Below are 24,314 nucleotides of genomic sequence, written 5' to 3' on the forward strand. Positions count from 1 at the left end.
GGGACGAATGCCTAGGGCTTTTTTGGCCAGCTCGGCACTTTACGCCGGGCGCCGGTGGCCAGCGCCTGGGCCGGCAATTCGCCCCATTGGCCCTGGCCTTCGGCGGGGCTGGATTGGGCCGGGGATGGCGCGGGAGACGGCTGCGGCGGATGCGCTGCGCTCGGCGGGTGGTCACGACGGCGATGGCGCAGGGCGAATTCGGCCACGGCGTCTATGTCCTGTTCCTCGATGGCCCGGGCACCGCGCCAGGCCGCATGGGCGCGGGCGGCACGCAGCCACACCAGGTCCGCGCGCAGGCCATCGACACCGGCGGCGAAACAGCGTTCGGTGATCCGCTCCAGCGCTCGATCGTCCAGGGCAATCTCCGCCAGCAACCCCCGCGCCTGCTGGCAGCGTTGGCGCAGCGCCTCCTGCTCGGCGGCCCATTGCTGGCAGAAGCCCTGGGGATCGCTGTCGAAATCCAGCCGCCGGCGAATGATCTGCCCCCGCTCAGTGGGCGGCGTCTGCCCGCTCAGGGCGACATTCAGGCCAAAGCGGTCCAGCAGTTGCGGACGCAGCTCGCCCTCTTCCGGGTTCATGGTGCCGATCAGCACGAACCTGGCCGAATGCCGGTGGGAAATACCGTCGCGCTCGATCAGGTTGGTGCCGCTGGCGGCCACGTCCAGCAGCAGGTCCACCAGGTGGTCCGGCAGCAGGTTCACCTCGTCGACGTAGAGCACCCCGCCATCGGCCTTGGCCAGCACGCCCGGGGAAAACTGCGCCCGGCCTTCGCCCAGCGCCGCGTCCAGATCCAGGGTGCCGACCAGGCGCTCTTCGGTCGCGCCCAGGGGCAAGGTGACGAACTGCCCGCTGGCCAGCAGGTCCGCCAGGCCGCGGGCCAGTGTGGACTTGGCCATGCCCCGCGGGCCTTCGATCAACACCCCGCCGATTTTCGGGTCGATGGCCGTCAGGCACAGCGCCAGTTTCAGGTCATCGGCGCCGACCACGGCGGACAGCGGGAAATGTGGGGTATCGCTCATGTCGGTTCTCGGTAAAGGGATGCACGAACATCAATAGTTGTAGCCGCTGCCGCAGGCTGCGATTGACGACGCAGTCGGCATAAAACAGACGACGCATTGCTATCTGACAGGCCGCGTCGCCTGCCCCAGCGGGCCCTGCGGGCCCGATCGCAGCCTGCGGCAGCGGCTACAGGGGCATCAGCCATCTTCTTCGATATCCAGCAGCAGGTTTTCCAAGGCCTCGCGGTACTCGCCGGGCGCCTGCCACATCCCGCGCTGCTGGGCTTCGAGCAGGCGTTCGGTCATGTCGCGCAACGCATGGGGGTTGTGCTGCCGGATGAATTCGCGGGTCGCCGGGTCCAGCAGATAGGCGTCGGCCAGCAGGGCGTACTGGTGATCGTCGATGAGCTGGGTGGTGGCGTCGAAGGCGAACAGATTATCCACGGTGGCGGCCATTTCAAAGGCGCCCTTGTAGCCGTGGCGCTTCACCCCTGCGATCCACTTCGGGTTGGCTGCGCGGGAGCGGATCACCCGGTTCAGCTCTTCCTTGAGGCTGCGGATCTTCGGCAGGTCCGGCTGGCTGTGGTCGCCGTGGTAGCTGGCGGCCTTTTCGCCGCTGAGGCTTTCCACCGCCGCGAGCATGCCGCCCTGGAACTGGTAGTAGTCGTTGGAATCCAGCAGGTCGTGCTCGCGGTTGTCCTGGTTCTGCAGCACCGCCTGCACCTGGCTCAGGCGCTGGGCGAACTGGCCACGGGCCGCGGTGCCTTCGTCGGCGCCGCCATAGGCGTAGCCGCCCCAGTTCAGGTAGACCTCGGCCAGGTCCTCGCGGCTCTGCCACAGGCGAGCGTCGATAGCGCCCTGCACGCCCGCGCCATAGGCCCCGGGCTTGGCGCCGAAGATCCGCCAGCCGGCCTGGCGCTGCGCGGCCTCGGCATCCAGGCCGGACTGCAGCAGCGCTTCACGCTCGGCGCGGACCTTGGCCGCCAGCGGGTTGAGGTCGTCTGGCTCGTCCAGCGCGGCCACCGCCTGCACCGCGGCGTCGAACAGGCGGATCAGGTTGGCGAAGGCATCGCGGAAGAACCCGGACACCCGCAGGGTCACGTCCACCCGCGGGCGGTCCAGCAGGCTCAGCGGCAGGATCTCGAAGTCGTCGACCCGCTGGCTGCCGGTGGCCCACACCGGACGCACGCCCATCAGCGCCATGGCCTGGGCGATATCGTCGCCGCCGGTGCGCATGGTCGCGGTGCCCCACACCGACAGGCCGAGCTGACGCAGGTGGTCGCCATGGTCCTGCAGGTGCCGTTCGAGGATCAGGTTGGCCGACTGGAAACCGATGCGCCAGGCGGTGGTGGTCGGCAGGTTGCGCACGTCCACCGAGTAGAAATTGCGCCCGGTGGGCAGCACGTCCAGGCGTCCACGACTCGGTGCGCCGCTGGGCCCGGCCGGCACGAAACGCCCGCCCAGGGCATCCAGCAAACCACGCATTTCCGCCGGGCCGCAGGCATCCAGGCGCGGCGCCACTACTTCGCGCAGGCTGTCGATGATCGCCTTGACCTCGCTCCAGCCGGGCTCGTTCAGTTGCTCGACCTCACCGGCCAAGGCCGCTTCTATCAAGCGCCCGGCAAACAGCTCCAGACGCTCCCGCGTATCCCCGGCGGTGCGCCACAGTTGCTCGCTGATGTCCTGCAATAACTGTGGCCGGCGCCCGCTCCAGGGCTCGGCCAGGGCGCAGTCCAGCGGATCGAAGCCCAGCTCGAAGGCCTTGGCCAGGGCCCGCAACAGGCTCGACTGCGCACCCCGGCCATCGCCACGGGGAATGCGCAGCAAGGCCAGCAAGGTGTCGATACGCAGACGGCCCACGGGCGATTCGCCGAACACATGCAGGCCGTCGCGGATCTGCGACTCCTTCAGGTCGCACAGGTAGGTGTCCAGGCGCGGCAGCCAGAGCGCCGCGTCGGCCTCGCCGTCGAGCTGTCTGTCCAGTTGCAGTTCACGGTCGATCCGGGTTACCCGCACCAGCTTGAGAATGTCTTTCTGCAACTCGCGGGCGCGGCGCGGATCGAGCAACTGGGCTTCGTAGTACTCGTCAGCCAACAGCTCCAGGTCGCGCAGCGGGCCGTAGGTTTCGGCGCGGGTCAGCGGCGGCATCAGATGGTCGATGATCACCGCCTGGGTCCGGCGCTTGGCCTGGGCGCCCTCGCCCGGGTCGTTGACGATGAATGGATAGATATTCGGCAGCGGCCCCAGCAGCACGTCCGGCCAGCAGCTTTCGGACAGGCCAACGCCCTTGCCCGGCAGCCACTCCAGGTTGCCGTGCTTGCCGACGTGGATCAGCCCGTGGGCACCGTAGGTCTGGCGCAGCCAGAAGTAGAACGCCAGGTACCCGTGGGGCGGCACCAGGTCCGGGTCGTGATAGACCGCACTCGGATCGACCTGATAACCGCGCGCCGGCTGGATGCCGACAAAGGTCAGGCCAAAACGCAGGCCGGCGATCATCAGCCGCCCACCGCGGAACATCGGGTCGTTTTCCGGCCCGCCCCAGCGTTCCGTCACCGCCAGGCGATTGGCTTCGGGCAGCGCGTCGAACATGGCCTGGTACTCCTCCAGCGCCAGGCTTTGCTGGCACGGACGCAGGTCGAGGCTGTCCAGGTCGTTGCTGACGCCGCCGAGCAGTTGCTGGATCAGCGCCGTCCCGCTGTCCGGCAACTCGGCCGGCAACGGGTAACCCTCGGCTTGCAGGGCGCGCAGGATGTTCAGCGCCGCCGCCGGCGTATCCAGGCCCACGCCATTACCGATGCGGCCGTCGCGGGTCGGGTAGTTGGCGAGGATCAGGGCGATACGTTTTTCAGCATTGGGCAGCCGGGCCAGATCGACCCAGCGCCGGGCCAGTTCGGCGACAAAATCCATGCGCTCGGGGGCCGGGCGGTAGCAGACCACGTCCGACTGGCTGCGCTCGCTGCGCCAGGCCAGGTCCTTGAAGCTGATGGGCCGGCTGATGATGCGCCCGTCCAGTTCCGGCAAGGCGATGTGCATCGCCAGGTCCCGCGGGCCCAGGCCCTGCTCGCTGGCGCGCCAGCCGGGTTCGTTGTCCTGGGCGCAGATGGCCTGGATCACCGGAATATCGCGGCGGAACGGCCGCAGGTGCGGCGCCTCCGGGCTGGACTGGGCAAAGCCGGTGGTGTTGAGGGTCACCCCGGCCTCGACTTCATCCAGCAGGTCCTCGACCACCGCCAGGCAACCGGGCTCTTTCAGGCTGGCCAGGGCCATCGGCAGCGGGTTCAGGCCCGCCGCCAACAAGCGCCGGCAGAACTCATCGATAAAGGCGGTGTTGGCCGCCTGCAAATGCGAGCGGTAGAACAGCAGCGCCGCCACCGGCTGGCCGGCCCGCCAGTCGGCTTGCCAGTCGCGGAGGGCGGCGCTGCTTTTGTGCGGGTGGTAGATCGCCGTGCGCGGCAGAGTCTGCGGCTCAGACCAGGGGTAATCGCGCCCCAGCCAGCCACTGGCCAGGCAGCGGTACAGGTTCAGCGCATTGCCCATGCCGCCCTGGCGCAGGAAGTGCCAGAGGCGCTCGCGGTCGGCGGCGGGCACCGTGCTCAGGTCGCTCAGCTCCGGGTCCGGACGATCGTCGCCCGGCACCAGGATCAGCTGCACGCCGCGCTGCGCCAGCTGCACCAGTTGCTCGATGCCATAACGCCAATAGGCGATGCCGCCGTGCAGGGAAATCAGGATCACCTTGGCGTGGCGCAACACCTGGTCGACATACAGGTCGACCGAGGCATGGTTCTGCACCTGCATCGGGTTGGCCAGGCGAAAGCTCGGGTAATCCTCTGGCAGTTGCTGCGCCGCCTCGGCCAGCAGCGCCAGGCTGGAGTCGCCGCTGCACAGGATCACCAGCTCGGCGGGGGTTTGTCCAAGGTCGGCAATGTTGTCATCCGACACGAAACCGCCGGGCTGGGTCCTGAGCAGGTGCATGACTTACACGCTAAGCGCGGCGCGCAATTGCGCTTCGAGCAGGGTCGCGTCCAGTTCCTGGCCGATCAGCACCAGGCGCGTGGTGCGCGCTTCATCGGCACCCCACTGGCGGTCGAAGTGCTTGTCGAAACGCGTGCCCACGCCCTGGATCAACAGGCGCATCGGCTTGTTGGGGATCGCCGCGAAGCCCTTGACCCGCAGGATGCCGTGCTGCACCACCAGTTGGGTCAGGGCGTCCAGCAGCAGGCTTTCGTCGGCCTGGGGCAGCTCGATGGAGATGGAATCGAAGGCGTCGTGGTCATGATCATCATGATCGTCGCCATCGTGGTGATGGTCATGATGGCTGTGGCGGCCGTCGATATGTTCTTCCGAGCCGTTGCCCAGGCCCAGCAGCACGTCCAGCGGCAGGCGACCGCTGCTGGCTTCGATGACTTTCACCGCCGGCGGCAGCTCCTCGGCCACTTCCAGGCGCACCTTGGCCAGGTCTGCCGGGCTGATCAGGTCGGCCTTGTTGAGGATCACCAGGTCGGCGCTGGACAGCTGGTCGGCGAACAGCTCGTGCAGCGGCGATTCATGGTCGAGGTTGGGGTCGAGCTTGCGCTGGGCGTCGACCTGGTCCGGGAAGGCGGCGAAGGTGCCGGCGGCCACGGCCGGGCTGTCGACCACAGTGATCACCGCGTCGACGGTGCAGGCGCTGCGGATTTCCGGCCACTGGAACGCCTGTACCAAAGGTTTTGGCAGGGCCAGGCCGGAGGTTTCGATGAGGATATGGTCGAGGTCGCCGCGACGGGCCACCAGCTCGCGCATCACCGGGAAAAACTCTTCCTGCACGGTGCAGCACAGGCAGCCGTTGGCCAGCTCAAAGACGCGACCGCTGGCTTCTTCCTCGGTGCAACCGATGGAACACTGCTTGAGGATCTCGCCGTCGATGCCCAGCTCGCCGAACTCGTTGACGATCACCGCGATGCGTCGGCCCTGGGCATTGTCCAGCATGTGCCGCAGCAAGGTGGTTTTGCCCGAGCCGAGGAAGCCGGTAACGATAGTGACGGGAAGTTTGGCCAGTGTTTTCATCGGATGCCCTTTGGCAAGGTGGCGGGCATACGGGACGAGAACCGCGCAGGCAGGTGCACGGAAAGGTTCGCCACCGGATCACCCCGCCCGGTTGTAGTGAGAATCAGGTCCGAGGCAGGTCTCCTGGCTGACGGCGTGCCGGTCGTTCGACTGGCCAACGATGCGCCTTCCCGCCGCCTGGCAGTGGCCTTGCATCGTTCATCACCGTTTACAGTTGCGGGGGCAGCCGCGGCTTGGACCGCGTTCCCTTCTTAGCTTCGACAGACGCCGAAGAACCTCGAGAGCGCAAGGCTACGCAGAGCTTGGGGGGCGGTCAATGTTCATGCAGCGCGAGGACAGGCCAATTGCGATCGAAAACGAGAACCCTTGCCAATTGACGCCCCTCCCTCGCCCATGCTCTCCTACACACCTTGTTACGGGTGCCCTTCACAGGGTGAAACGGGAAACCGGTGCGTCACAGGCCAAAAGCCTTGATCAGTCCGGTGCTGCCCCCGCAACGGTAAGCGAGCGAAGAATCAGATCCACTGTGCCAGCAGTCCGGCATGGGAAGGCGATTCTTGCAGGCGTGGCGCAAGCCCCGCCCCTCGCGAGCCCGGAGACCGGCCCGCTGCACAGTCATAACAAACCCGCGGTGGGCGGGCGCTGTTAATTCCCCGCGAGCCCGTCTCGCGGGGTTTTGCTGCGCTCGATTCACCCGCTGACACACCAGAGGGAAGCGCCATGTCGATCATCAGCAGCACCAGCCACTCCAGCAGCAGTACCGCCACCCTGAGCCAACGCCTGGTCGTCGCCATCGGCGCCTCGATCCTCGGTGCGTGCCTTGTGTATTTCGCCGGCTTCTCCCATATCGAAGCGGTGCACAACGCCGCCCACGATACCCGTCACAGCGCCGCCTTCCCTTGCCACTGAGACCTGCCGACATGATCAAGCGTATCGCGCAAACCGCGGGGTTCACCGGGTTGCTGGCGGCCCTGTTGCTGACCCTGCTGCAAAGCTTCTGGGTCGCACCGCTGATCCTGGAGGCGGAAACCTACGAGAAGGCCCCGGCCGCCCAGCATGAAGAAGCGCATGAGCATGCCGCCGGCACCGCCGCCCACAGCCACGACGCCGAAGCCTGGGAACCGGAAGACGGCTGGCAGCGCGTGCTGTCCACCACCGGCGGCAACCTGGTAGTCGCCGTGGGTTTCGCCCTGATGCTCGCCGGCCTCTACACCCTGCGCGCGCCGAACCGTACTTCCCAGGGCTTGCTCTGGGGCCTGGCCGGTTATGCGACTTTCTGCCTGGCGCCGACCCTCGGCCTGCCGCCCGAACTGCCGGGCACCGCCGCCGCGGACCTGGCGCAACGGCAGGTCTGGTGGGTCAGTACCGCCGCTTCCACCGCGGCCGGCATTGCCCTGATCGTCTTCGCCCGGAACTGGCTGCTGAAAGCGCTGGGCGTGGCCATCCTCGCCGTGCCGCACCTCATCGGCGCGCCACAGCCGCAAGTGCATTCGATGCTCGCCCCGGAGGAGTTGGAGGCGCAGTTCAAGATCGCTTCGCAGCTGACCAACGCCGCGTTCTGGCTGGCCCTGGGCCTGATCAGCGCCTGGCTGTTCCGCCGCAAGAGCGACGATCAGTACTCGGCATGACGCAGGCCAGCACAGCGCCGACCCTGGTGGTCGGCCTGGGCTGCCAGCGGGGCTGCCCGGTGGAGACCTTGCGCGCCCTGCTCGACCAGACCCTGAGCACCCACCGCATCGACCCCGGGCAGATCAAGGCCCTGGCCAGCATCGACCTGAAACGCGAGGAACCCGGGCTGCTGGCCCTGGCCGCGCAACTGGACTTGCCCCTGACCTGTTTCAGCAGTACCCAGCTGACGCCTTATGTGCTGCAACTCAGCCATCGTTCGCAGATCGCCTACGAACGCACCGGCTGCTACGGCGTCGCTGAAAGTGCCGCCCTGGCCCTGGCCGAACGCTTGGCCCGAAGCCCGGCAAGGCTGCTGGTCCCGCGGCAGAAATACGCCCAGGCGACCCTCGCCTTGGCCTGCTCCGGGTAAATCTTCGATAATCCCCGCCGCTGATCATGAGCAATCTTCATCTGTGAGGTTGCCTCGCCCCTTTTTTCACAGGAGAACGCCATGACCGTCTTTTTTATCGGCGCAGGTCCCGGCGACCCGGAACTGATCACCGTCAAGGGCCAGCGGCTGATCCACAGCTGCCCGGTCATCATCTACGCCGGCTCCCTGGTGCCCGAAGCGGTGCTCCAGGGGCATAGCGCCGAACAGCTGGTCAACAGCGCCGAGCTGCACCTGGAGCAGATCATCGAGCTGATCAAGGACGCCCATGCCAAAGGCCAGGACGTGGCCCGGGTACATTCCGGCGACCCGAGCCTGTACGGCGCCATCGGCGAGCAGATTCGCAGCCTGCGCGAGCTGGGCATCCCCTTCGAGATCATCCCCGGCGTGACGGCCACCGCGGCCTGCGCGGCCTTGCTGGGGGCCGAACTGACTCTGCCGGACGTCGCCCAGAGCGTGATCCTGACCCGTTATGCCGACAAGACCTCGATGCCCGCCGGCGAGGCATTCGCCAGCCTCGCCGCCCACGGCACCACCATGGCGATTCACCTGGGGGTCAACCACCTGCACAAGATTGTCGCCGAGCTGCTGCCCCACTACGGCGCCGACTGCCCGATTGCCGTGGTGCACCGGGCGACCTGGCCGGACCAGGACTGGGTGCTGGGCACCCTGGAGGACATCACCGAAAAGGTCCAGGCCAAGGGTTTTCGGCGCACGGCGCTGATCCTGGTGGGCCGGGTGCTGGCCACGGACAGTTTCAGTGAGTCGTCGTTGTATCGCGCAGGGCATGCGCACCTGTATCGGCCTTGAGGGTGTATCGCGAGCAAGCTCGCTCCTACAGTTGATCGTGTCCCCCCTGTAGGAGCGAGCTTGCTCGCGATCCAGGCACCGCAAGACACCTGGAATAATGGGCATAAAAAAACGGCGCTCACGGGGCGCCGTTTTTTATGTTCGCAGCGAACGCCTTACTTAGTAGTAGGCGTTTTCTTTCTGCGTGTGGTCGGTGACGTCACGTACCCCCTTGAGCTCGGGAATGCGCTCGAGCAGGGTGCGCTCGATGCCTTCCTTCAGGGTCACGTCGGCCTGGCCACAGCCTTGGCAACCACCGCCGAACTGCAGCACGGCAATGCCGTCCTCGACCACATCGATCAGGCTGACCTGGCCGCCGTGGCTGGCCAGCCCCGGGTTGATCTCGGTTTGCAGGTAGTAGTTGATGCGCTCGTTGACCGGGCTGTCGGCGTTGACCATCGGCACCTTGGCGTTGGGTGCCTTGATGGTCAGCTGGCCGCCCATGCGGTCCGTGGCGTAGTCGACCACCGCGTCATCGAGGAAACCTTCGCTGAAGGCGTCGATGTAGGCGGTGAAGCTCTTCAGCCCCAGGGCTTTGTCTTCGGGTTTTTCTTCACCCGGCTTGCAATAGGCAATGCAGGTCTCGGCGTACTGAGTCCCTGGCTGGGTGATAAAGATGCGGATGCCAATGCCCGGGGTGTTCTGCTTGGAGAGCAGATCAGCCAGATAATCGTGGGCGGCGTCGGTAATGGTAATAGCGGTCATGGAAATTCCTCGCAGGCGTGGGCGCAGTTTACGCCAATCGGCGTGCCGGACAAAGTCCTAGTATTTTTGTCAGGATAGACCTTGGTCGATAGGCCCGCGCTGCGTGGTCGACGCAACGCCTGGGTTTTTTACAAGGTTTTTCCGGGATGGGTCGGGCCGCAACCTGAGGGCTGCGGCCCGGAATTTCAAGGGCCTGGTGTCTTCAGAGGTTCTCGTAGCGGTTCATGTCCAGTACGCCCGCCTCTTTCGGATCGGTCTCGAGGATGTACTGGGTCTGGTCATGGAAGTACTGCCAGAACTGCGGATGGCTGCGACGGATCCCCCAGCGCTCGACGATTTTCTCGAAACGGTGGGCGTCCTTGGCGTTTTCCATCTCGGCCACAAACTCCGGCACCTGCCCGGCGGGAATGTTGAACATGAAGTTCGGGTAGCTGCTGAGCACGCCCGGATAGATGGTCAGGGTGTCCAGGCCCGGCTGGTAGCGCAGCGACTCGCCCAGCAGGAACGCTACGTTACTGTGGGCGCGGTTGCGCAGCATGCTGTAGAACACCCGCTTGCCGCTCGGCGCCTGGATGCGCAGCATGGTGGCCTCCGGCAACAGGTCGATGACCCGCATGCCGGCCGCCGGCCGCGAAACCAGGCCGCTGAGGGCCTGTTCGGCGTTCTGCAGCGCCGGGTCGATATTCGGCCGCGAGCAGTAGGCGCCGTCACAACGGTTGATCGGATCGGGCCGCGCATTGAGGTCGCCGTAGCGGTTCAGCAACTGGTTGGCGAAGTCGCGTTTCGGGTCCTTTTCGTCCAGCACCAGGGCGCTGGCCTTGTCGTCGTCGATGGACTCGTAGTCCAGCCACATCTTGAACTTGCCGCTGTTCTGGTACCAATCGTCGAGGAAGTCCTCGCGGGTGCCGGCGGGCATCAGGCGCAGGAAATTCTGCTCGGCGCCGTTGCGGATCAGGTCGAAGTACAGCCGGGTCTGCGCCTGGTGCGAGACATTGCCGAACACATCGAAGTTGACCGCTAACTGGTAATAGGTGCGCTCCAGCAGCGGGTAGTCGAACAGCCACATCGTCTGCGGCACCTCGCCGATCAGGCCCTTGGTCACCGAGGCGCTGTCGAAGTGACGGAAGATGCTCAGCAACGCGTTGTCGTTGCCTGCCCACAGGGTCGACCAGTTGGGCGGCGGCGCATCGGCGTAGGAATCGCGACGCAGGACCTCGTATTCGTTGCGCTTGTCGCGGTAGGCCAGCCACAGGCTCAGCACGCTGCCGACATCGTCGTTCTGCCCGGGCATGGCCAGCAGCGGCGTGGCCTGGCCGCGGTAGGCCGGGTCGGTGATATAGAGGTCGTGTTCCGGGGCCTGGAACAGCGCCCAGAAGTTGTCGCGGATCACGTCGGTGGCGATCTGCCCGCGACACACCGGGCCGCGGATAAAGGTGCGCACGAAGTACTCGGCGTTATCCAGCATGAACTGGTAGCGGGCCTTGGCCGGAATCGCCTCGAAGGTTTCGAACGGGTTGGCGCGGCGGCCCGGGCCATAACCCGGCAGCGCGGTGACCTGATAGTCGCCGCTGTAGAACAGGGTCTTGATCCGCGCCATCTTCGCCGCGCTCAGCGGGTAGGTGATGTGGGTCTTGTGCACGATCACCCCCTGCACCGGCCACAGGCGGTAATACACCTGGGTGCCCGGGTCGTCGTTGGGCCGGCGGGTGTTGATCAGGTCGATCGACTGGCCGCTCGGCGTGCGCGAACGCACCCACTGAAAGAAATGCCCCGGCTCGCCGCCCTCGAAGTAGATATGGGCGAGGAACCAGTGCTCGAACAGCCAGCGGGCCACCAGGCTTTCCCGGGCGCCCGGGGCATTGAGCAGGTTTTCCCACTGCAGCACCTGCATCGCTTCCCTGGCGCTCGGCGCCAGGCCCTGCTCGTCGATCGGCGCACCGGAAGCCAACCAGCGTTGCAGGGTCTGGTATTGCTGATCGGTCAGGCCGGTCACCGCCAGCGGCATGCCTTCGCGCGGATGGGCCCGGGCATAACCGTCGAATTCGGCCGGTTGCGCGCACATGTTCTCGCGGTTCAGGCCCAGGACGATGTTGTCCGGCAGCTTGGCGTTGGGTTGCAACGGCGTCTTGTGGCCCAGTTCCAGCATGCGCGCCATCAGCGCCGCCTGGCTGCCCTGGGCGTCGAGCACCGAGTAGAAGCCCATGCCCTGCCAGGCGTGCTTGCCGGAAGCGTCGTAGAACAAGCGGGTCGGCGTCTGCGCCTTGCTGCGCTCGCCGTCGTACACCGGGATCTTCGAGGCGCCGCGGGCCGCGCCCTCACCGCTGCCCAGGTTGAGCTGGCACGCCGAGTCGTAGCAGGCGTGGCAGGCCACGCACTTCTCGGTGAAGATCGGCTGGATATCGCGGGTGTAGGAGATCGCTGGCACGGGACCCTGGGCGCTGGCGAGCGAACTTAAAAGCAGCAGCACACTGCCGATGACAACGCGGTAAGACATATCCCTGGTCCAATCCATAAGAAAATCCGGCGATTCTACCGGGCCAGCACGGCCACCAACATGAGCGATATTCATGCAAAAGTGCCGCATGCTCTAAAAGCGCACAGGTTTGCTATGATCCTCGCCCTTCGTAATGGCCCTTCCAGGTAGTCTTTCATGTCCGATCGCAGCACGCGCCTCCAAGCCCTTCAGCAAGCCCTCAAAGAGCGCATCCTGATTCTCGACGGCGGCATGGGCACCATGATCCAGAGCTACAAGCTCGAGGAGCAGGACTACCGTGGCAAACGCTTCGCCGACTGGCCGAGCGACGTCAAGGGCAACAACGACCTGCTGGTGCTGACCCGTCCGGACGTGATCGGCGGCATCGAGAAAGCCTACCTGGATGCCGGCGCCGACATCCTCGAGACCAACACCTTCAACGCCACGCAGATTTCCATGGCCGACTACGGCATGGAAGCGCTGGTCTACGAGCTCAACGTCGAAGGCGCGCGCCTGGCGCGCAAGGTGGCCGACGCCAAGACCCTGGAGACCCCGGACAAGCCGCGCTTCGTCGCCGGCGTACTGGGCCCGACCAGCCGCACCTGCTCGCTGTCGCCGGACGTCAACAACCCAGGCTACCGCAACGTCACCTTCGACGAACTGGTGGAGAACTACACCGAGGCCACCAAGGGCCTGATCGAGGGCGGCGCCGACCTGATCCTGATCGAGACCATCTTCGACACCCTCAACGCCAAGGCGGCGATCTTCGCCGTGCAGGGCGTGTTCGAAGGGCTGGGCCTCGAACTGCCGATCATGATCTCCGGTACCATCACCGACGCTTCGGGCCGCACCCTGTCCGGGCAGACCACCGAAGCCTTCTGGAACTCCGTGGCCCACGCCAAGCCGATCTCCGTCGGCCTCAACTGCGCCCTCGGCGCCAGCGAACTGCGCCCTTACCTGGAAGAGCTGTCGAACAAGGCCAGCACCCATGTCTCCGCGCACCCCAACGCCGGCCTGCCCAACGAATTCGGCGAGTACGACGAACTGCCGGCGCAAACCGCCAAGGTCATCGAAGAGTTCGCCCAGAGCGGCTTCCTGAACATCGTCGGCGGCTGCTGCGGCACCACGCCTGGACATATCGAGGCCATCGCCAAGGCCGTCGCCGGCTATGCCCCGCGGCAGATCCCGGACATCCCCAAGGCCTGCCGCCTGTCGGGCCTGGAGCCGTTCACCATCGATCGCCAGTCGTTGTTCGTCAACGTTGGCGAGCGGACCAACATCACCGGTTCCGCCAAGTTCGCCCGCCTGATCCGTGAAGAGAACTACACCGAAGCCCTGGAAGTCGCCCTGCAGCAGGTCGAGGCCGGCGCCCAGGTGATCGACATCAACATGGACGAAGGCATGCTGGACTCGAAGAAGGCCATGGTGACCTTCCTCAACCTGATCGCCGGCGAGCCGGATATCTCGCGCGTGCCGATCATGATCGACTCCTCCAAGTGGGAAGTGATCGAAGCCGGCCTCAAGTGCATCCAGGGCAAGGGCATCGTCAACTCCATCAGCATGAAGGAAGGCGTCGAGCAGTTCATTCATCACGCCAAGCTGTGCAAGCGCTACGGCGCCGCCGTGGTGGTGATGGCCTTCGACGAAGCCGGCCAGGCCGACACCGAGGCGCGCAAGAAGGAAATCTGCAAGCGTTCCTACGACATCCTGGTCAACGACGTCGGCTTCCCGCCGGAAGACATCATCTTCGACCCGAACATCTTCGCCGTGGCCACCGGTATCGAGGAGCACAACAACTACGCGGTGGACTTCATCAACGCCTGCGCCTACATCCGCGACGAGCTGCCCTATGCGTTGAGCTCCGGCGGGGTGTCCAACGTGTCGTTCTCCTTCCGTGGCAACAACCCGGTGCGCGAGGCGATCCACTCGGTGTTCCTGCTGTATGCGATCCGCAACGGCCTGACCATGGGTATCGTCAACGCCGGCCAGCTGGAGATCTACGACCAGATCCCGCAGGAGCTGCGCGACGCCGTCGAGGATGTGATCCTCAACCGCACCCCGGAAGGCACCGATGCCCTCCTCGCCATCGCCGACAAGTACAAGGGCGACGGCAGCGTCAAGGAAGCCGAGACCGAAGAATGGCGCAACTGGGACGTCAACAAGCGCCTGGAGCACGCCCTGGTCAAGGGCATCACCACCCATATCGTCGAAGACACCGAAGAGTCGCGGCTGTCCTTCGCCCGCCCGATCGAAGTGATCGAAGGCCCGCTGATGGCTGGCATGAACATCGTCGGCGACCTGTTCGGCGCCGGCAAAATGTTCCTGCCCCAGGTGGTCAAGTCCGCCCGGGTGATGAAGCAGGCCGTGGCCCACCTGATCCCGTTCATCGAGCTGGAAAAAGGCGACAAGCCGCAAGCCAAGGGCAAGATCCTCATGGCCACGGTCAAGGGCGACGTGCACGACATCGGCAAGAACATCGTCGGCGTGGTCCTGGGCTGTAACGGCTACGACATCGTTGACCTCGGTGTGATGGTGCCGGCGGAGAAGATCCTGCAGGTGGCCAAGGAACAGAAGTGCGACATCATCGGCCTGTCCGGCCTGATCACCCCGTCGCTCGACGAGATGGTCCACGTCGCCCGGGAAATGCAGCGCCAGGACTTCCACCTGCCGCTGATGATCGGTGGCGCCACCACCTCCAAGGCGCACACGGCGGTGAAGATTGAGCCCAAGTACAGCAATGACGCGGTGGTCTACGTCACCGACGCCTCGCGCGCCGTGGGCGTGGCCACCCAGCTGCTGTCCAAGGAACTCAAGGCCGGTTTCGTCGAGCGCACCCGCGAAGAGTACGTGGAAGTCCGCGAGCGTACCGCCAACCGCAGCGCCCGCACCGAGCGCCTGAGCTACCCGGCGGCCGTGGCCAAGAAGCCACAGTTCGACTGGAGCAGCTACCAGCCGACCGTGCCGACCTTCACCGGCGCCAAGGTGCTGGACAATATCGACCTGCGGGTCCTGGCCGAATACATCGACTGGACGCCGTTCTTCATCTCCTGGGACTTGGCCGGCAAGTTCCCGCGCATCCTTGAGGACGAAGTGGTGGGTGAAGCCGCCACCGCGTTGTACCAGGACGCCCGTGAAATGCTCGACAAGCTGATCGACGAGAAGCTGATCAGCGCCCGCGCGGTGTTCGGCTTCTGGCCGGCCAACCAGGTGCAGGACGACGACCTGGAAGTCTATGGCGCCGACGGCCAGCCCTTGGCCAGGCTGCACCACCTGCGCCAGCAAATCATCAAGACCGACGGCAAGCCGAACTTCTCCCTGGCCGACTTCGTCGCCCCCAAGGACAGCGGCGTGACCGACTACGTCGGTGGTTTCATCACCACCGCCGGCATCGGCGCCGAAGAAGTGGCCAAGGCCTATCAGGACAAGGGCGACGACTACAACTCGATCATGGTCAAGGCCCTGGCCGATCGCCTGGCCGAGGCCTGCGCCGAGTGGCTGCACCAGCAAGTGCGTAAAAACTACTGGGGTTATGCCAAGGACGAAGAGCTGGACAACGAAGCGCTGATCAAGGAGCAGTACAGCGGTATCCGCCCTGCCCCGGGTTATCCGGCCTGCCCGGACCACACCGAGAAGAGCACCCTGTTCGCCCTGCTCGACCCCGAGGCATCCGAAGGCAAGGCCGGGCGCAGCGGCGTGTTCCTCACCGAACACTTCGCCATGTTCCCGGCGGCGGCGGTCAGCGGCTGGTACTTCGCCCATCCGCAGGCGCAGTACTTCGCCGTGGGCAAGATCGACAAGGACCAGGTCAGCAGCTACAGCGCGCGCAAAGGCCAGGACCTGGCCGTGACCGAGCGCTGGCTGGCACCGAACCTGGGCTACGACAACTAAATTGCAGGAGCGAGCTTGCTCGCGATAGACGTCAACGATGACGCGGTGAATCTGAAGAATCGCGCTGTCTTGACGTTTTGATCGCGAGCAAGCTCGCTCCTACAGGGTGTATGGGCGGGAGCTACGCGAATATTGTCTATGCTTTCCCCACACCCACTTGTGTCGAGGGATTTATGGACGACCCCACCAACGACAAGCAGCCGACCTTCTGGCAGATGCTGCAAAGCGTCGCCGCTGCTGCCTTTGGCGTGCAGAGCGGCAAGAACCGCAAGCGCGACTTCACCCACGGCAAACCCAGCCATTTCGTGATCCTGGGCATTCTGTTCACGGCGGTGTTCGCCTTGACCCTGTTCGGTATCGTCAAGTTGGTGCTGCATTTGACGGGGCTTTGAACGCCTGTCAGCGCAGCAACAGATCCAGCGAGAAGGGATAACGGTAGCCGGCCGGCTTGCCCTCGGCCGACAGCCCGCGAAAGTCCACGCCGTATTGCTGTGTCCCCTGCAACTCCAGCAGACGCTGCGCCTGGACCTTGTCCAGGAACTGGAACACGCCCAGTTGCCAGTCCGGGCCGCCATGGGTCGCAGGCTTCAGCCCCCGGGCATCGTCGTTGAGGACCACCATTGCCCAGCCCCCCAGGGTGAAGTGCCCGGCGATCAGCGCCGTCAGGCGTCCGTCGATCAATGCCTGCAAGGCCTGCGGCGAGCTGTTCAGGGCGCTGAACAGCACATCCTTGCCCGGTCGCCGCCCTTGCTGCTCCAGCGCCTCCATCGCTCCCAGGGCCATCTCGTCGTTGGCCGACCAGATCAACTGCGTCTGCGGATAGCGCTTGAGCAACTGCTGGGCCTGCTCAAAGGCACGCTGGCGATTCCACTCGCCATACACCAGCTGCCGCAGGCGCACCTCGGGATGCTCCGCCAATGCTCGCCTCAAGCCTTGTTCGCGTGATTGCGCCACCGGAGTGTTCTTCACGCCTGAGAACGCCAGCAGGTCGATGTACTGCCCGGGAGCGAGCGGGCCATGACGGCGAATCAGCTCCTTGAGCATCAGGTAGCCGGCTTCTTCGTCGTTGGCGATCATGCTGCCGATCCAGTCGGGATAACGGCTCTGGTGCTCGTCCAGCAAGCGTTGCTGATCGGCGGTCAGCGCGTTGTTGACAACGAACAGCTTCACCCCGCTGCCCTGGGACAGGCGCAGGATCTCCGGCGCAACATATTGCTCGTTGACCACCACCAGGTAATCTGGCCGGTCCGGGCCCTGCAGGGCTTCCCGGGCCTGGCGGATAGTGGTTTGCGAATCGCGCTGCGAATAACGCACGCGCAAATCCAGGCCGAGGTCATTGGCCGCGGCCTGCATGAATTGGGAATACCCGACCCAGAAGGTTTCAGTGGAGTGGCCCGGATTCAAAAACACGACCGAGGTGGCATGGGCCATGGCCCAGAACGTTGGACTCAGTACAAGCAGCACCAGCAGCAGACACTTACCAAACGCCTTGAACATTGCGACCAGAGTCCCGGAATATTGCCCGCAGTATAACTGGCAAAATACTGGCCTATGTCGGCAAATCGTCATTTCCCACAGACAATTCGGACTCTGCTCATCGCTTGACCGCAACTATTGATGACTGACCCAGAACACCGCCGTTCCCACGACCAGAATGATCAGAAAGAGAATGGCCCAAGCATCGACAGCGCTGTCGCTTTTCCTTGCCTTGGTTGGATTGCTCATAGCATCGCCTCTTGTCGGTTTTATCGGTGACTGCACAAAGACTCGAGCACAGTTAAGTCGAGGATTGCCCTCACCACAAATGTGGGTTTGAGCCGGCCGGATACCGTTAGTCGTTTTGGTTCTTTGCATATACTCAAACATCACTTTTGCGCATAACTGCAAACTGGTATCTTCGCCCGGCTCCGTTGGGAGTGCGCGGCCGTGCGCGCAGAATTTCTTGGGTGACATCCGCCTCTGCGTCACCTGATAAGCCTGAGAACAGGATCTATATGTACGTATACGACGAGTACGATCAGCGGATCATCGAGGACCGCGTCAAGCAGTTCCGTGATCAGACCCGGCGCTATCTGGCAGGCGAGCTGAGCGAAGAAGAATTCCGCCCTCTGCGCCTGCAGAATGGCCTCTATATCCAACGTTTTGCCCCGATGCTGCGGGTGGCGGTGCCTTATGGCCAGCTGACTTCGCGCCAAGCACGGATGATGGCCAGGATCGCTCGCGACTACGACAAGGGCTACGCCCACATCAGTACCCGGCAGAACGTGCAGTTCAACTGGCCGGCGCTGGAAGACATCCCGGACATCCTGGCCGAGCTGGCGACCGTGCAGATGCACGCCATCCAGACCAGCGGCAACTGCCTGCGCAACGTCACCACCGACCAGTTCGCCGGCGTCGCCGCCGATGAGCTGATCGACCCGCGCCCCTGGTGTGAAATCGTCCGTCAGTGGACCACCTTCCACCCTGAATTCGCCTACCTGCCGCGCAAGTTCAAGATCGCCATCAACGGTTCGACCTCAGACCGCGCGGCCATCGAAGTCCACGACATCGGCCTGGAGCCGGTGCACAACGCCGCCGGCGAACTGGGCTTCCGGGTCCTGGTCGGTGGCGGCCTGGGCCGGACCCCGGTGGTCGGCGCCTTCATCAACGAGTTCCTGCCGTGGCAGGACCTGTTGAGCTACCTCGACGCCATCCTGCGGGTCTACAACCGCTACGGCCGGCGTGACAACAAGTACAAGGCGCGGATCAAGATCCTGGTCAAGGCCCTGACTCCAGAGGTGTTCGCCGAGAAGGTCGAAGCGGAAATGGCTCACCTGCGCGGCGGCCAGACCACCCTGACCGAAGCCGAAGTGCATCGCGTGGCCAAGCACTTCGTCGATCCGGACTACAAGGCCCTGGCCAACCAGGACGCCGAGCTGGCCGAGCTCGACAAACAATATCCGGGCTTCGCCCGCTGGCGCACGCGCAACACCCTGGCCCACAAGAAGCCGGGCTATGTCGCCGTGACCCTGTCGCTGAAACCCACGGGCGTAGCCCCGGGCGACGTCACCGACAAGCAGTTGGACGGCATCGCCGACCTGGCCGACCGCTACAGCTTCGGCCAGCTGCGCACCTCCCACGAGCAGAACGTGATTCTCGCCGACGTCGAGCAGAGCCAACTGTTCACCCTGTGGGGCGAGCTGCGCGAGCAAGGTTTCGCCACGCCGAACATCGGCCTGCTGACCGACATCATCTGCTGCCCGGGTGGTGATTTCTGCTCCCTGGCCAACGCCAAGTCGATCCCGATCGCCGAGTCCATCCAGCGCCGTTTCGATGACTTGGACTACCTGTTCGACATCGGCGAGCTGGACCTGAACATCTCCGGTTGCATGAACGCTTGCGGCCACCACCACGTGGGCCATATCGGCATCCTCGGGGTGGACAAGAAAGGCGAAGAGTTCTATCAGGTTTCCCTCGGTGGCAGCGCCAGCCGCGACGCCAGCCTGGGCAAGATCCTCGGCCCGTCCTTCGCCCAGGACGACATGCCCGATGTGATCTCGAAGCTGATCGACGTGTACGTGGAACAACGTACCGAAGACGAGCGCTTCATCGACACCTACCAACGTATTGGCATCGACCTCTTCAAGGAGCGCGTCTATGCAGCGAATCATTAAGAACAACGAGGTCATCGACGAAACCTGGCACCTGCTGCCCAAGGACGCGACCCTCGACGGCATTTCCAACTGCGACGACCTGATCGTGCCGCTGGCCCTGTGGCGCGAGCACGCTCACGCCCTCAAGGCCCGCGACGGCGGCCTGGGCGTGTGGCTGGACGCCGATGAAGAAGCCGAAGAGATCGGCGGTGACGTGCAGCACTTCCAGGTCATCGCCCTGAACTTCCCGGCCTTCACCGACGGCCGCAACTACTCCAACGCCCGCCTGCTGCGTGACCGCTACGGCTTCAAGGGCGAGCTGCGAGCGATCGGCGATGTGCTGCGCGACCAGCTGTTCTACCTGCGCCGCTGCGGGTTCGACGCTTACGCCCTGCGCGCCGACAAGGACCCGTACGAAGCCCTGGAAAGCCTCAAGGACTTCTCCGTGACCTACCAGGCCGCCACCGACGAACCGCTGCCGCTGTTCCGTCGCCGCTAAGGCCCGCGCCAACAAAAAGCCCTGGACCGGGAAACCGGTTCAGGGCTTTTTTGTGTCTGTCATCTTTAAACGCGGCATTTTTAAATGCCGCATCTTTAACGCGGTGCCCGCGATCGCGGGCAAGCCTCGCTCCTACAAAAGAAACACGTTCCCGTGGTGCCCCTTACCAGAAACGCTGCTGGGTCAGGCGACTCCACCAGGTCAGCAGCACACGGTCGATGGAACCGCTGGCCGCCAGCCCTACCCGCTCCTGCAGGCTCTTGCGCTCGGCGTAATGCAGGTGGAACAGCTCGGCGCTCTTGGCGCGCTCGGCCAGGTATTCGTCGCTGGTTTTCAGCTCGTCGATCAGGTGCTTTTCCAACGCCGCGACACCCAGCCAGACTTCACCGGTGGCCACCTCGTCGATGACCAGTTGCGGCCGATAACGGGAGACGAAGTTCTTGAACAACTGATGGGTGACATCCAGGTCTTCCTGGAATTTCTCCCGCCCCTTTTCGGTGTTTTCGCCAAACACGGTCAGGGTGCGCTTGTACTCACCGGCAGTCAGCACTTCGAAGTCGATGTCGTGTTTTTTCAGCAGGCGGTTGACGTTGGGCAGTTGCGCCACCACGCCGATCGAGCCGAGGATGGCGAACGGCGCGCTGATGATCTTCTCGCCAATGCACGCCATCATGTAGCCGCCGCTGGCCGCGACCTTGTCGATGCACACCGTCAACGGCACGCCGGCCTGGCGAATCCGCGCCAGTTGCGACGAGGCCAGCCCATAGCTGTGCACCATGCCGCCGGCGCTTTCCAGGCGCAGCACCACTTCATCCTTGGGCGTGGCCAGGCTCAGCAGCGCGGTGATTTCGTGGCGCAGCCCCTCGGTGGCCGAGGCCTTGATATCGCCGCTGAAATCCAGCACGAACACCCGCGGTTTTTCCTCGTGCTGCTTCTTGTGTTTTTTCTCGGCCTTGGCCTCGGACTTGCGCAGTGCCTTGAGCTGGTCCTTGTCGAGCAGGCTCTGCTCCAGACGCTCGCGCAGCCCCTTGTAGAAATCGTTGAGCTTGCTCACATGCAGCTGCCCGGCACCCTTGCGCCGGCCTTTGCTGCGCAGCGAGGCAGCGGTGATCAGCACCACCAGGATGGCGATGACCAGGGTGACGGTTTTGGCCAGGAAACTGGCGTACTCGGAGAGAAACTCCACAGGGACTCCTTAAAGACGTGCATCACTGCCAACACGTGGCGGAATGGCTCCAGCATACCGGCGCAGCCAGGCGTCGACCAGTCGCGAAACCTCCTGTTACCGTGCTCTAACGGGCATTTCAAACAAGCGTATGTTTTTTCATTGACAGCTCACCGGCATCCTCATAACCTCGCAAAACTTTCAACGTACCGGGATGACGCGGACGTGGGTAGCATCTATCTGATTCGACATGGCCAGGCCTCCTTCGGTGCGGACGACTACGACGTCCTGTCGACCACGGGTGTGCGCCAGGCCGAAGTGCTCGGTCAACACTTGGTCGAACTGGGGGTGAACTTCGATCGCTGCCTGGCGGGCGACCTGCGCCGCCAGCAACACACCGCCAATTCCGCCCTGCAGCAGTTCAGCGCCGCAGGCCTGCCCACGCCGATCCTGGAAACCGATTCGGCGTTCAACGAATTCGATGCCGACGCGGTGATCCGCGCCCTGCTGCCCGATATGTTGTCCGAGGAGCCCAACGCCCTGGACATCCTGCGCAACGCCGCGCAGAACCGCGCCGAATTCCAGCGCATCTTCGCCCTGATCATCGACCGCTGGCTGGCCGGTACCTACGATCCACCGGGCCTGGAAAGCTGGCTGGGGTTCGTCGAACGGGTGCAGGCCGGCCTGCAACGTATTCTGGACCAAGCCGACAACACCCAGAAAATCGCCGTGTTCACCTCCGGCGGCACCATCACCGCCCTGCTCCACCTGATTACCCGGATGCCTGCCGCCCAGGCCTTCGAACTGAATTGGCAAATCGTCAATACCTCGCTCAACCAGCTGAAGTTTCGCGGTCGCGAGGTTGCCCTGGCTTCCTTCAACAGCCATGCCCACCTGCAACTGCTGAAGGCCCCGGAACTCATCACTTTCCGCTGAGTCCGGATCACTGTGACCCTTGCTGTAACAACCCATAAAAGGATCGAACCATGACCTCCGTAGCCGACGCCGTACAAGCCATGAAAGCCAAGTTCAACCCAGCTGCCGCTGCCGGCCTGGACCTGGTTTTCGGTTTCCGTATCGATGACACCAAGAACTTCTCGCTGATCGTCAAAGACAGCACTTGCGAGCTCAAGGAAGGCGAGAACCCGGACGCCCAGGTCACGCTGGTAATGGACGGCGAAACCCTGCAAGGCATCGTCAGCGGCGAAACCGACGGCATGCAGGCCTTCATGGGCGGCAAACTGCGCGCCGAAGGCGACATGATGCTGGCGATGAAGCTGAGCGAACTGTTCCCGGCCTAAGTAAGCGCTTCCCCAGGGAAGCCCTTGTCTTGCCCACGAATCCCGCCTTCCGGCGGGATTCGTCGTTTCAGGCCCGCGCTTTCAGTCGGCGCCAAGGGGCTCGGCCAGCGGCAAGCCAGTGACGGGAGCCGCCATCACCGAGGACGCCGCCAGCAGCTCCCGGGTATAGGGATGGCGCGCCGTGTCGAACAGTTGCTCGGTCTCGCCGCGCTCCACCACTTCGCCATCCTTCATCACGATCAGGTCATGGGCCAGCGCCCGCACCACCGCCAGGTCGTGGCTGATGAACAGGTAGGTCAGACCATGCTCCTGTTGCAAGCGGCGTAGCAGCGCCACCACCTGTTTCTGCACCGTGCGGTCGAGGGCCGAAGTCGGTTCGTCGAGCAGGATCAGTTCCGGCTTGAGCACCAGGGCGCGGGCAATGGCGATGCGCTGGCGCTGGCCGCCGGAGAATTCATGGGGATAGCGATGGCGGCTGGCCGGGTCGAGGCCGACCTCCTGCAAGGCTTCGACCACCGCCTGCTCGCGTTGCCACGCATTCAGCTCGCTATGCACCAGCAAGCCTTCGGCAATGATCTGCTGCACGCTGAGACGCGGGCTGAGGCTGCCGAAGGGGTCCTGGAACACCACTTGCAGTTGCCGACGCAACGGCCGCAGTTGCTTGCCGTCGAGGCTGTGCAGGTCCTGCCCCTTGAAGCGGATGCGGCCTTCGGACTCGATCAGCCGCAGGATCGCCTGGCCCAGGGTCGACTTGCCCGAGCCGGATTCACCGACAATGCCCAGGGTCTTGCCCCGTTGCAGTTGCAGGTCGATGCCGTTCACCGCCTTCAGGTAACGCCTGGGCCGCAGCCAGCCACCGCCCTGGCGGAACCAGACCTTCAGCCCGTCCACCGCCAGCAGGGTCTCGCTGGGCCCGCGGCGCAGCGCCTGGCCGCCGGGCTCGGCATTCAGCAGCTGGACGCTGTAGGGATGCCGAGGATCGGCGAACAGCTGCGCGCAGCCCGCCGTTTCGACTATCTCCCCGGCACGCATCACCGCCACCCGCTGGGCGATGCTGCGCACCAGGTTGAGGTCGTGGCTGATCAGCAGCAAGGCCATGCCCAGGCGCTGCTGCAGGTCCTTGAGCAGTAGCAGGATCTTGCGCTGCACCGTCACGTCGAGGGCGGTGGTCGGCTCGTCGGCGATCAGCAGCTCCGGTTCGCAGGCCAGGGCCATGGCGATCATCACCCGCTGGCGTTGCCCGCCGGAGAGCTGATGGGGATAGGCCTGCAAGCGCTGCTCCGGCTGCTGGATGCCCACCAGACGCAGCAGTTCCAGGATCCGTTCGCGGGCCTGGCTGCCGGCCATGCCTTTGTGCAGGCGCAGGGTTTCCCCCAGCTGTCGCTCCAGGCTATGCAGGGGGTTCAGCGAGCTCATGGGCTCCTGGAAGATCATCGCGATACGGTTGCCGCGCAGCTGGCACAAGCGCGCCGGGCTGGCGCCGAGCAACTCTTCGCCGCGATAACGGATGCTGCCCGCGATGCGCGTGCTGCCCGGGTCGAGCAATTGCAGGAGGCTGTGGGCCGTCACCGACTTGCCGGAGCCGGATTCGCCCACCAGCGCCAGGCATTCGCCGCGGCGGATCTCCAGGTCGATGCCATGCACCACCTCAGTGGCCTTGAACGCCACCCGCAGGCCGCGCAGTTCAATCAGTCGTTCACTCATC

At 64.5% G+C, this 24,314-nt stretch carries 18 protein-coding genes and 2 riboswitches; of the genes, 10 read left to right on the forward strand and 8 right to left on the reverse strand.

Features of this window, described 5'->3' with window-relative positions; all coding sequences use genetic code 11:
- Positions 1–11: 11 nt before the first annotated feature.
- The 3 genes from AC07Y9_RS05305 to cobW all read right to left on the reverse strand — a co-directional run bounded on the left by AC07Y9_RS05305 (position 12) and on the right by cobW (position 6,041).
- Positions 12–1,019 carry a magnesium chelatase ATPase subunit I gene (locus AC07Y9_RS05305; protein WP_102679538.1) on the reverse strand — a complete coding sequence of 336 codons (1,008 nt, stop codon included), beginning with the start codon at positions 1,017–1,019 and terminating at the stop codon, positions 12–14.
- Positions 1,020–1,196: 177 nt separating this feature from the next.
- Positions 1,197–4,970, reverse strand: coding sequence for a cobaltochelatase subunit CobN (cobN, locus tag AC07Y9_RS05310; RefSeq protein WP_102679537.1), 3,774 nt, complete (start codon positions 4,968–4,970; stop codon positions 1,197–1,199).
- Between the two features lie 3 nt (positions 4,971–4,973).
- A complete protein-coding gene (gene cobW, locus AC07Y9_RS05315; RefSeq protein ID WP_007921868.1) occupies positions 4,974–6,041 on the reverse strand; it encodes a cobalamin biosynthesis protein CobW in 1,068 nt (355 codons plus the stop codon).
- A gap of 96 nt (positions 6,042–6,137) precedes the next feature.
- Positions 6,138–6,336, reverse strand: a riboswitch (cobalamin riboswitch).
- Positions 6,337–6,441: 105 nt separating this feature from the next.
- Positions 6,442–6,663, forward strand: a riboswitch (cobalamin riboswitch).
- A gap of 98 nt (positions 6,664–6,761) precedes the next feature.
- Here cobW and AC07Y9_RS05320 point away from each other — a divergent pair.
- The 4 genes from AC07Y9_RS05320 to cobM all read left to right on the forward strand — a co-directional run bounded on the left by AC07Y9_RS05320 (position 6,762) and on the right by cobM (position 8,907).
- The gene (locus tag AC07Y9_RS05320; RefSeq protein ID WP_085534282.1) at positions 6,762–6,950 is read left to right on the forward strand and encodes a CbtB domain-containing protein; all 189 of its coding nucleotides are present in this window, start codon (positions 6,762–6,764) and stop codon (positions 6,948–6,950) included.
- Positions 6,951–6,961: 11 nt separating this feature from the next.
- A complete protein-coding gene (locus tag AC07Y9_RS05325; RefSeq protein ID WP_102679536.1) occupies positions 6,962–7,669 on the forward strand; it encodes a CbtA family protein in 708 nt (235 codons plus the stop codon).
- Complete coding sequence (locus AC07Y9_RS05330) at positions 7,666–8,079, forward strand: cobalamin biosynthesis protein (protein ID WP_087091521.1); 414 nt, start codon at positions 7,666–7,668, stop codon at positions 8,077–8,079. The genes AC07Y9_RS05325 and AC07Y9_RS05330 overlap by 4 nt, the downstream gene beginning before the upstream one ends.
- A gap of 81 nt (positions 8,080–8,160) precedes the next feature.
- Positions 8,161–8,907: a precorrin-4 C(11)-methyltransferase gene (gene cobM / locus AC07Y9_RS05335; RefSeq protein WP_102679535.1), complete on the forward strand. Its 747-nt coding sequence runs from the start codon at positions 8,161–8,163 to the stop codon at positions 8,905–8,907.
- Between the two features lie 159 nt (positions 8,908–9,066).
- Here the strand turns inward: cobM and nfuA are convergent, their stop codons facing one another.
- Both nfuA and AC07Y9_RS05345 read right to left on the reverse strand, forming a co-directional pair.
- Entirely contained in the window at positions 9,067–9,651 is a 585-nt protein-coding gene (gene nfuA, locus AC07Y9_RS05340) for a Fe-S biogenesis protein NfuA (RefSeq protein WP_007921862.1), read from the reverse strand.
- Between the two features lie 202 nt (positions 9,652–9,853).
- Entirely contained in the window at positions 9,854–12,145 is a 2,292-nt protein-coding gene (locus AC07Y9_RS05345) for a fatty acid cis/trans isomerase (RefSeq protein ID WP_102679534.1), read from the reverse strand.
- A 156-nt stretch (positions 12,146–12,301) separates the two neighbouring features.
- Between AC07Y9_RS05345 and metH the strand changes: the two genes are divergently transcribed.
- A complete protein-coding gene (gene metH, locus AC07Y9_RS05350; protein WP_102679533.1) occupies positions 12,302–16,012 on the forward strand; it encodes a methionine synthase in 3,711 nt (1,236 codons plus the stop codon).
- Between the two features lie 173 nt (positions 16,013–16,185).
- A complete protein-coding gene (locus tag AC07Y9_RS05355) occupies positions 16,186–16,404 on the forward strand; it encodes a DUF2970 domain-containing protein (RefSeq protein ID WP_102679532.1) in 219 nt (72 codons plus the stop codon).
- Positions 16,405–16,411: 7 nt separating this feature from the next.
- Here the strand turns inward: AC07Y9_RS05355 and AC07Y9_RS05360 are convergent, their stop codons facing one another.
- Positions 16,412–17,509, reverse strand: coding sequence for an ABC transporter substrate-binding protein (locus tag AC07Y9_RS05360; protein WP_102679531.1), 1,098 nt, complete (start codon positions 17,507–17,509; stop codon positions 16,412–16,414).
- Between the two features lie 497 nt (positions 17,510–18,006).
- On the opposite strand from AC07Y9_RS05360, the gene AC07Y9_RS05365 reads away from it, so the two are divergent.
- Entirely contained in the window at positions 18,007–19,665 is a 1,659-nt protein-coding gene (locus tag AC07Y9_RS05365) for a nitrite/sulfite reductase (RefSeq protein ID WP_102679530.1), read from the forward strand.
- Entirely contained in the window at positions 19,649–20,143 is a 495-nt protein-coding gene (locus AC07Y9_RS05370) for a DUF934 domain-containing protein (protein ID WP_102679529.1), read from the forward strand. The genes AC07Y9_RS05365 and AC07Y9_RS05370 overlap by 17 nt, the downstream gene beginning before the upstream one ends.
- 163 nt (positions 20,144–20,306) lie before the next feature.
- Here AC07Y9_RS05370 and sohB read toward each other — a convergent pair whose 3' ends face one another.
- Positions 20,307–21,329: a protease SohB gene (gene sohB / locus AC07Y9_RS05375; protein WP_102679528.1), complete on the reverse strand. Its 1,023-nt coding sequence runs from the start codon at positions 21,327–21,329 to the stop codon at positions 20,307–20,309.
- Between the two features lie 204 nt (positions 21,330–21,533).
- Here sohB and AC07Y9_RS05380 point away from each other — a divergent pair, with 204 nt between their 5' ends.
- A complete protein-coding gene (locus AC07Y9_RS05380; RefSeq protein WP_102679527.1) occupies positions 21,534–22,244 on the forward strand; it encodes a histidine phosphatase family protein in 711 nt (236 codons plus the stop codon).
- Positions 22,245–22,294: 50 nt separating this feature from the next.
- The gene (locus AC07Y9_RS05385; RefSeq protein WP_007921837.1) at positions 22,295–22,609 is read left to right on the forward strand and encodes an SCP2 sterol-binding domain-containing protein; all 315 of its coding nucleotides are present in this window, start codon (positions 22,295–22,297) and stop codon (positions 22,607–22,609) included.
- Between the two features lie 81 nt (positions 22,610–22,690).
- On the opposite strand, the gene AC07Y9_RS05390 is transcribed toward AC07Y9_RS05385, so the two are convergent.
- Entirely contained in the window at positions 22,691–24,313 is a 1,623-nt protein-coding gene (locus tag AC07Y9_RS05390; protein WP_102679526.1) for an ABC transporter ATP-binding protein, read from the reverse strand.
- Position 24,314: the final 1 nt, after the last annotated feature.

Source organism: Pseudomonas sp. GW456-L12 (genome assembly GCF_059424045.1).